Genomic DNA, 6,458 nt, shown 5'->3' with positions numbered 1-6,458 from the left:
GTGTCCGGGGGTACCTTTTCCCTGGGGGGGGGGGCGGGCCGCCCCCCCGGGGGGGGGGCGCGGGGGGCGGGGGGGGGGGGGGCGGGGGGGGGGGGGGCGGGGGGGGGGGCCGGGGGGGGCGCCCCCCCCCGCACCCGGGTCACTTCGGGACGATCGGGAGCGTGTGCGTCGCCTGCCGTGCGGGGGCCTGCTCGGACATCTCGGCGGCCAGCGCGTCGTCGACCACGGCGACCTCGGCGACGTCGTAGCCGGCCTCGCCGACGGCGGCCCGCAGCGCCGCCTCGTCGAGGGCGTGGTCGGAGATCACGCGCACGGACGAGGCCTGGCCGGGACGCAGCTCGACGAGGACGTCCTGGACGCCGGGCACGCCGAGCAGCTCGTCCGTCACGGAGGAGACGCAGTGGCCGCAGGTCATGCCGGTCACGGACAGGTGGGTCACGGTCGTCATGGGGTGTGGGTTCCTTCCGGTCGGTGGTCAGCTGCGCACGAGGCGGCCGATGGCGTCGGCGGCCTCGCGCACCTTGGCGGCGCCCTCGTCCGGCGACTGCCGGGCGGCGTCGACGACGCAGTGGCCCAGGTGGTCCTCGACGAGCGCCAGGCTCACGGCCTGGAGCGCCTTCGTCACCGCGGACACCTGCGTGAGGATGTCGATGCAGTAGACGTCCTCGTCGATCATGCGCGCGATGCCGCGCACCTGTCCCTCGATGCGCCGCATGCGCTTGAGGTACGCCGCCTTGTCCGAGGCGTACCCGTGCGGACCCTCGGGCGCGGCGTCGGTCGCGACGACGTCCGCGGCGGCGGAGGTGGTGGTCTCGTCCATACCCACCAAGATACCCCCGGGGGGTACTAAGTCAAGAGGGGTGGCCGGGACGTGGCTCACGGGCGCCGGGGCTGGCGACGGGGCGCGGGTGGTCGGCCGTCGCCGGCTGCGGTGGGCATCTGCGGCGAGCGGCTACCGTCAGGTGCCGGACGCGGCGGCCTTCCTGCTCTTCTTCGCGGCCCGGCCGGCCGCGTCGTGCGCCTTCGCCTTCCTGCCCGCCTTCTTGGCGTCCTTCTTGGCGTCCTTCTTGGCGTCCTTCGTCGACCTCGCCGACGCCTTCCCCGACGCCTTCGGGTCCTTCTCCGGAGCCGCGGTCGCAACGCCAGCGACCTGGTCGGCCCGCGGGTGCGACGTGCGGCCGCCCCCGGACCTCGTGCCTCCCGCCGCGTCGGCGTCCGCGTCGCCGACGACGTCGTCCGCCGTCGCCCCGCGGCGGGCGGGCGGCGGGGCCGTCACCACCGCGGGGACGTCGGGCGCCTCGCCCGCGGCCACGGCGTCGCGGAACGCGGCGCCCGCGCGGAAGCGCGCCACCCGCGCCGCCGGCACGTCGACGGCATCGCCCGAGCGCGGGTCGCGCGCGGTGCGGGCCGGGCGGTCGGCGCCCTCGAACGTGCCGAAGCCGACCAGCGACACGCGGTCACCGACGGCGACCGCCTCGGTGATGGCGTGCAGCGCGGCCTCGACGTGCCGCCGGGCCTCTGCGGGGCTCGACCCCGTCCGCGCGGCCACGGTCTCCACGAGCTCGGACTTGTTCACGGCGCTCTCCGTCCTCCGGGTGGTCCCCATGCAACCAGGACCCGCCGGTGACGGCACCGGGAGGCGGGGTGCTGGCGCGCCTGCCTCCCGGCGGAGCGCCGCGCGCCGCTGCGCCCGCCGATGTCAGCGCACCGGCGCCGCGTGCGCGTCGTGGTCGGCGTCGTCGACGGCGATGCGCAGCGCCGCGACGAGGTCGCGGTACAGCTCGTCGCCGGCGTACAGCTCCTCGTGCGTGCCGGCCGCCCGGACCCGGCCCTGCTCCAGCACCAGGATCCGGTCGGCGTCGAGCACCGTCGAGAGCCGGTGGGCCACCGTGACGACGGCGCCGCGGCGCGCCTGCGCGCGGATCGCGTCGTGGATCGCCGCCTCGGTGAGGCCGTCCACCTGCGACGTCGCCTCGTCGAGCAGCAGCACGGCGGGCTCGCGCAGCAGGGCGCGGGCCAGCGCGATCCGCTGCCGCTGCCCGCCGGACACCGACGACGACACCAGCGAGGTGTCCAGGCCGTCGGGGAGCGCGGCGAGGTCGCCGTCGAGGCGCACGGCCGCCAGCACCCGGCGCACGTCGTCCTCGCTCGCGTCGGGGCGGCTGAACAGCAGGTTCTCGCGGATGGTGCCCGGCACCACGGGCGTCTCCTGCTCCACGTAGGCGAAGTGCTCGCGCACCTCGGCATGGGTGAGCCGGTCGTACGGGGCGCCGGCGAGCCGGATCTCGCCCGCCTGCGGGTCGAGGAAGCGCAGCAGCAGGGACAGGATCGTCGTCTTGCCCGCACCGGACGGGCCGACGAGCGCCACGTGCCCGTGGCGCGGGACGTCGAACGAGACGTCCCGGACCACCGGCGCGTCCTCGGCGTACCCCGCCGTGACGCCCACCAGGCTCACGACCGGGGGCGCCGCCGCGCCGTCCGCCGCGCCGTCCGCCGCACCGCCCGCCGCACCGTCCGCCGCACCGCCCGCCGCACTGCCCGCCGTCGTGCTCGCCGGGGCGTCGGTCGCCGGGCGCGTCCTGGCGGGCTCGTGCGGCTCCGTCTCGAGCGGCATCTGCTCCACCTCGCGGATGCGCTCGGCGGCGGCCATGCCGGACTGCAGCGTCGTGAACGCCTGCGTGAGCTCGGTGATGGGGCCGACGATGTTGAACGCGTACAGCAGGAACGCCACGAGGCTGGAGACGGCGAGCGCGTCCTGCGACACCCGCCAGGCGCCCAGCCCGAGGATGACGATGATCGCGAGCTGGATGCCGCCCCACGACACGGTCCACGCCACGGCCTCCGTGCGCACCGCGGTGATTGCGTGGCGCCGGGCGTCGCGGGCGTCGGCAAGGATCGCGCGGCCCTGCCGCTCCTCGGCGCGGCTGGCCTTAACGGTCCGCACGGCGCGCACGGCACCCTCCACCGCGCCGCCCAGTCGTCCCACCGCCTCCTGCGTGCGGTGCTGGGCCCGCCCGATGCCCGGCAGCAGCAGGCTCATCACGACGGCGACGACGACGATCGCGGCGACCGTCGAGGCGAGCAGCACGAGGTCCAGCACCGCCATGAGCACCAGCGTGCCCACGAGCGACACGACGCCGTTGACAAGGCTGACCAGGCTGTTCGACGCCGCCTCGCGCAGCAGCAGCGTGTCCGAGGTGACGCGCGTGACCAGCTCGCCCGCCGGGCGCGACGTGATGGCGCCGACCCGCGCGCGCAGGTAGCGCACCACGAGCGACTCGCGCGCCTCGTAGACGATCTCCTCCGCCAGGCGCCCCAGCAGCATCCACTGGTACATGCCCACGACCGACCCGACGAGCATGAGCGCCACCAGCCACGCCACCGGCGCGAGGAGCCCCGCGCCGCTCGAGAGCGTGTCGAGCACCCACTTGGTGACCATCGGCGTCGCCAGGCTCATGCCGGTCCCGACGAGCCCGAGGGCGAGGCCCAGGGCGAGCGTGCGCCGGTGCGGGCGCACGAACGCGAACAGGATGCGCAGGCGCTCGCGGCCGGGCCGGTCGGCCGTCGTCGGCGCGGGGTCCGCGGTCGCGGTGGGTGGGCTGTCCGGGCTCATGGTGTCAACCATGGTTGACGCTCCGTCCTGTCGTCAACAGTCGTCGACGTGGTCGATCGGGCAGGGCCTCTCGGCTCGTACAACCGCCGGCGGCGGCGCGGAGTTCCGCCCGGAGCGGAGGGAGCCGCCAGGCGTCAGACGACGACGTCGTACTCGACGTGCACCGCGTCGCTCGACGGGCGCACCCACCGCTGCGCGAGCCGCACGGCCCCCACCTCGTCGAACAGCGGCGTGCCGGCGCCCAGCGTCAGCGGGGCCCAGTGCAGCACGAGCGCGTCGAGCAGCCCGGCGGCCAGCAGCGAGCCCACGGTGGTGCCGCCGCCCATGACGACGACGTCGCCGCGGCCCGACGCCGCCGCGCGCGCCCGCGCGACCGCCGCCTCCGCACCGTCGGTGACGAAGTCGAGGTCGAGCTGCAGCCGCACCGACGCCGGCGGCACGGCGGTGAGCACGAAGAACGGCGGCTTCGCGGCGTGCCGCGCGCCGTAGCCGACCTCGTCCGTCCAGCCGTGCGGGCCGTCGACGACGTCGAACAGGCGGCGCCCCATGATCACCGCGCCGCTGCGCTCCGTCGCCGCGGCCACGACCTCCCGGTCGACGGGGTCGTCGCTGAACACCCAGGCGTGCAGCGGCTCGCCGCCGCGGCCCAGTCCGCGCTCAGGGCCGGGGTCCGGGCCGGTGACGAAGCCGTCCAGGGACACGGTGATGTCGCCGATGACGCGGGTCATGGCTGGTGGACGGCGCCGCGGGGGCGCGCTCATCGGTCGGGTCCTGGGCGTGGAGTGCCGGAGCGGCGCGGTGTTCCACGGGAAACGGCGCGATCACCCGCGGGGGTCCGCCGCGCGCGGAGGGGTCCGGGCTAGCCTCGGCGCGTGCCCCGAGGTCGCGGTAGCGAGCGCCCCCTGATCGTCGAGCTGGTGCCGGACGACGAGGAGGAGGGCGCCGGCGCGCCCCTGCCCGCCCGCGCCGCGACCTCGGCCGACGGTGGGTCGGACCCTGCCGACCCGGTCACCCGGGAGCCCGGCCGCGGGGCCCGGCTCGGGCGGTGGCTCGCGCGCCAGCCGCGCACCCGTCTCGTGATCGCGGGCGTCGCGGCGCTCGCGGTCGTCGCGGGGGCCGGCGTCGCCGGCACGGTCGCCGACCAGCGCCGCGTCGAGCTCCTGCGGGCCGTGCCGGGCGGCGTCGTCGACCTGTCCGCCCCGCCGCGCACCGCGTGGACCTTCGAGACGGGCGGCCCGGTGTGGCCCGTCGCCCGGTTGAGCTCCCTGCTCGTCGTGGCCGAGCACCAGGACGACTCGTCGCTGTCCACCTCCGGGGCGCCGGGCGGCCCTCCCGTCACGCTGCACGCGCTCGACCCGGCGACGGGCGAGGTCCGCTGGAGCCGGGAGACGAGCGGGCAGCCCGCCTGCGGCGACGGGAGCGTCGGATGGTTCGGACCCACCGCCGCCCTGGCGCCGACCGACCGGCTCGTGTGCGTGGTGCCGGGTGAGGACGGCTGGTCCGCCCTGGTCCTCGACGTGGACGGCGAGGCGGTCGCCGAGCGTCCGCTGCCCGGGGTCGACGGGCTGCCCGGCTTCGGCATGGAGGGCGAGCCACCCGGGGCCACGGTGGTGACGCCGACGTCCGACGGCGACCTGCTGCGGCTCACCCGGGTGGGCGACCCGCCCGTGGTGCCGGAGCTGGTCGACGTCTCCGACACCGGCGAGTGGCGCACGGCGGGTCCCGTCCCGGCGCGCGACCTGCGCGTCGTGCTCGAGGACGCGGTCACGGGTCGGGAGCGCTGGTCGACCACGGTGCGGGCCGAGCCCGCCCACGACGCGTCCTCCTGCGTCAGCTGGCCGGCGGACGGCGGCGTGCCGCAGCTCCTGGGGGACACGAGCCTCCAGGTGTACGCCGCGGGCGGCGTCGTCTCCGTGGAGGGGTGCGGGATCACCGCCGTGCTGACGACCGACGGCGTGCGGCTGGACGGCGGCTCGCCGCGGGCGCAGCCGGCGGTCGCGGCGGGCGGCGGGTACGCGGTGCCCCCGCCGGCCGAGGTCCTGCCGGGCGGGGGCCGGACGGTCGACACCTCCCTCCCCTGGACGCTGGTCGACCGTGGCGGGGTGCCGGTGGGCGAGCTGCCCGGGCCGCCGGTCGTCCCGGTGGCGGTCGACGACACCGACCCCGGCCTGCTGCTCGCGGACGACGGCGGGGCGCTCGTCGCCCTGCGCACCGACGACCTGAGCCAGGTGTGGGCCGCGGGTCCCGGCACCTCGGACGGCGTGCTCGCCCTGGTGGACGGCACGATCGTCGCCCTCGCGCGGGGCGACCTGGTCGGTCTGGACGCTGCCACCGGCAGGCCGCGGTGGACCACCGACGTCGACCAGGCGACCGCCGAGGCGATCGCGACGGGTGCGGCGGGGTTCGGGACGGTCTTCACCGACGGCCGCCGCGTCGTCGTGCTCACCCCCGCCTGGAGCTCGCCGGACGGGGACGCGGCGTGGACGGCCTTTGACCTCGCCGGCGGCGAGGCCGTCTGGTCTGAGCCGCTGGCGGGCGAGCAGCAGTGGACGGCCGCCATCGGCGGGCACCTCGTGCGCGGGAGCCTGGACCGGGTCGAGGGCCTCGGCTAGCCTCCCCGAGCCCGCCCGGAGACGGTTGTGGGGGGCGAACAACCCCCCGGCAGCGCCGGGGCGGGGGCGGGGGTTGGTGGCCCCACAAAACGGGGGCGGCGGGGGGGTTGGGGGGGGCGGGGGGGTGGGGACAGGTGGGGGGCAAAGGTTTTTTTTTGGGGGGGGGGGGGGGGGGGGGAAGAAGGGGGGGGGGGGGGGGGGGGGGGGGGGGGGGGGGGGGGGGGGGGGGGGGG

General features: G+C 77.3%; 6 protein-coding genes. 1 reads left to right on the top strand and 5 read right to left on the bottom strand.

The genetic code is table 11. The annotated features are described in order from the left end of the window. Positions 1–139: 139 nt before the first annotated feature. The 5 genes from U5M74_RS16095 to U5M74_RS16075 all read right to left on the bottom strand — a co-directional run bounded on the left by U5M74_RS16095 (position 140) and on the right by U5M74_RS16075 (position 4,341). Positions 140–448, bottom strand: a complete 309-nt coding sequence (locus tag U5M74_RS16095) for a heavy-metal-associated domain-containing protein (protein ID WP_410909932.1) — start codon at positions 446–448, stop codon at positions 140–142. A 27-nt stretch (positions 449–475) separates the two neighbouring features. Further along, the gene (locus U5M74_RS16090) at positions 476–820 is read right to left on the bottom strand and encodes a metal-sensitive transcriptional regulator (protein WP_410909931.1); all 345 of its coding nucleotides are present in this window, start codon (positions 818–820) and stop codon (positions 476–478) included. A gap of 138 nt (positions 821–958) precedes the next feature. Next, positions 959–1,576, bottom strand: coding sequence for an HU family DNA-binding protein (locus U5M74_RS16085; RefSeq protein WP_410909930.1), 618 nt, complete (start codon positions 1,574–1,576; stop codon positions 959–961). A 123-nt stretch (positions 1,577–1,699) separates the two neighbouring features. Continuing rightward, positions 1,700–3,625 (bottom strand): ABC transporter ATP-binding protein, encoded by a 1,926-nt coding sequence (locus U5M74_RS16080; RefSeq protein ID WP_410909929.1) that lies wholly within the window; start codon positions 3,623–3,625, stop codon positions 1,700–1,702. A gap of 122 nt (positions 3,626–3,747) precedes the next feature. Beyond that, positions 3,748–4,341 carry a dihydrofolate reductase family protein gene (locus U5M74_RS16075; protein WP_410909928.1) on the bottom strand — a complete coding sequence of 198 codons (594 nt, stop codon included), beginning with the start codon at positions 4,339–4,341 and terminating at the stop codon, positions 3,748–3,750. A 144-nt stretch (positions 4,342–4,485) separates the two neighbouring features. Here U5M74_RS16075 and U5M74_RS16070 point away from each other — a divergent pair, with 144 nt between their 5' ends. Next, positions 4,486–6,225 carry a PQQ-binding-like beta-propeller repeat protein gene (locus tag U5M74_RS16070; protein WP_410909927.1) on the top strand — a complete coding sequence of 580 codons (1,740 nt, stop codon included), beginning with the start codon at positions 4,486–4,488 and terminating at the stop codon, positions 6,223–6,225. Positions 6,226–6,458: the final 233 nt, after the last annotated feature.

Origin of the sequence: Puerhibacterium sp. TATVAM-FAB25, from assembly GCF_046535855.1 — a bacterium.
Taxonomy (GTDB): domain Bacteria; phylum Actinomycetota; class Actinomycetes; order Actinomycetales; family Cellulomonadaceae; genus Puerhibacterium; species Puerhibacterium variabilis_A.
This window is presented reverse-complemented; position numbering and strand designations above follow the sequence as displayed.

Bases quoted from the DNA above. Each gene is read 5' to 3' on its own strand.
- U5M74_RS16090 (WP_410909931.1), bottom strand. From the start codon at position 820: ATGGACGAGACCACCACCTCCGCCGCCGCGGACGTCGTCGCGACCGAC.
- U5M74_RS16080 (WP_410909929.1), bottom strand. From the start codon at position 3,625: ATGGTTGACACCATGAGCCCGGACAGCCCACCCACCGCGACCGCGGAC.
- U5M74_RS16095 (WP_410909932.1), bottom strand. From the start codon at position 448: ATGACGACCGTGACCCACCTGTCCGTGACCGGCATGACCTGCGGCCAC.
- U5M74_RS16075 (WP_410909928.1), bottom strand. From the start codon at position 4,341: ATGACCCGCGTCATCGGCGACATCACCGTGTCCCTGGACGGCTTCGTC.